Origin of the sequence: Neobacillus jeddahensis (genome assembly GCF_000612625.1) — a bacterium.
Classification (GTDB): Bacteria; Bacillota; Bacilli; order Bacillales; family Cytobacillaceae; genus Neobacillus; species Neobacillus jeddahensis.
The window spans coordinates 1-2,176 of sequence record NZ_CCAS010000124.1 but is presented as its reverse complement, the minus strand read 5'-3'; the positions used below and the strand labels follow the sequence as shown (position 1 = coordinate 2,176).

Here is a 2,176-nt window from a genome sequence, read left to right as displayed (position 1 = left end):
TAAAGTAGGGAAACCACTCTCGTGGCTTCCCCCTTATCAAACCGTACGTGCCCTATTAAGGCATACGGCTTACCCATATGTTACAATGTTTTATCAAGAGGATGCATTCCAGGCATTTTGCATCTTTTGGATTCGATAAGGAGTAAAATACTCTTCACCTTTTTCTTTTGTTCGTTTAATCAAGTTTTGTTGTTTCCGTTTTCCTCTTTCTTTCATCTCTTCGAGATATTGTTCAAGAGTATAGCCAAAGGCTTTATTGAGATACAACCAATAACTTGGTATTAGTTTGATTCCAACGAAAAAGCTGTTATTCCATTTATACCGCATCTTTTGTTCCTTCTTTTGATTTGGATGCTTATGTGTAAATGCGACCCGCAATCTTCTCCTTATGTAACCATCCATACCTAGAAATATTCTTCTCATCCATCTAGTGATACAACGACTCTTTTGTCCTAATTCTTCATTAGCCTTGATGGCTTTTATTATTGTCACGTAGTAATTGACTTTTCCTCGAATTATTGGATTGACTCGGTTAATCCATTCTTCCTTACTTAGAGTTAGGGTCTTTTGTGTCTTAGCTTTAATCTTTAGTCGGAAGTCTTTAATGGACCCTTCCTTAGGAGTTACATGGAAAACTGGTTTCTTATCTTTCTTTCCTGGTCTCCAATGGTGAAAGGTAAATCCCAAAAAGTCAAAGTCATCCTTCTTGAAGTTGACTATTCTTGTTTTCTCTTTTGATATTTCTAAGCCTAATTCAGTCAATTTTACTCTGGTGAGGGTTGACGCCTTTTCGATAGCTTCTGCTGATTTGGCAAACAATAAAAAGTCATCTGCGTATCTTACAAACCGAATTCCATGCAAATCCCATTCCCAATCCAACTCATTAAGATATACATTCGCAAGCAAAGGTGAGATTACGCCGCCCTGAGGTGTACCATAGTCCGAGTGTATCAGTTTTCCTTCTTCCATGAATCCAGCTTTAAGCCATTGTTCTACCAAACCTAAGACCGTTCGGTCTGATACATATTTCTTTAAAATTCCTACCAGTTTCTTGTGTGGGATATTATCGAAAAACCCCTTAATATCGCAATCATAAATATGATTGTATCCCTGTTCAATGTTCCATAGGATGATTTGTAGGGCTCTTTCAACCCCTCTATTTGGTCTATAGCCTACAGACCAATTGTGAAATAGATAGTCTTCGAGTTTTGGTTGAAGTACATTTACTACACTCTGTTGGACTATACGGTCTTCGATTGTTGGAATACCTAGCGGTCGCTTCTTTCCGTCTTTCTTTGGGATATATACTCTTTTTACTGGCTGCGCTTGGTATGTTTTAGTTTTCAGTTTGCTTAAAAGTGAAAAGATATTATTCTCTAATTTAGCTTCGTAAGTTTCTATGGTTTCCCCGTCGATTCCTCCTGCACCTTTGTTAGCTTTTACTTGTTCAAAGCTTTGGGTTAACTTTCGGTCGAATAGGATTTGTCCATATACACTGTGTAATTTAAATTTCCACTCTTGATTCATTGCTTATTCCACGCCTTTCCTTGATGTACTTTCAGATGGTTTTACCTCAGTAACATAACTGTTAGCATTACATCTTGTTCATGGCTTGGAGCCATAGGTCGTTCCCCTTCCGTTCACTTGATGTTATGGTCATCAAGTTACTCCCGTACTATGAGAACGTCTGACTTCTCCACCCGTTCTTCGTCACTTCGGATTTCCCTTATAGACTAGAACCCTGCCTGTTCGGTAAGGTGGAGACCTCACGGGGTCATCGCATTTCCTTTCTAGACATACCCTGCACCATCACGAAATAAGCCGCATTTTCTCGGTCTGACTTCTAAAGAAAATGCCTTTTGAGTGTGCTTCCTCACTTTTCGAAAAGTCGCCAACTTATCCCGCCGCCGTGCTTCACACTTCTTGCATTAGGGTCTATCTATTCGCCTACGGATCTCTCGATTTTCCGCATCTCCTTCAGACAATACCTCACGGTATTGCCCTAGATTAGGCTTCCCAAGCTAGGTCAGTCTCCTTGGGGATGGATTTTCACCATCTAGGATTCAAATTCATTATCCTCATCCAGTCGTTTCATCGAAATGACGTCTCTGTTAGATAAAGAAAAGAAGAGTGTTGACTGAGTCAACACTCTATGCGACTGCCCGTCGCACAAAAA

The 2,176-nt window shown here is 39.9% G+C and carries 1 protein-coding gene; it reads right to left on the bottom strand.

What is annotated here, in order from left to right:
* Positions 1-93: 93 nt before the first annotated feature.
* A complete protein-coding gene (ltrA, locus tag TY15_RS22870; protein ID WP_040203112.1) occupies positions 94-1,527 on the bottom strand; it encodes a group II intron reverse transcriptase/maturase in 1,434 nt (477 codons plus the stop codon).
* Between the last annotated feature and the right edge of the window lie 649 nt (positions 1,528-2,176).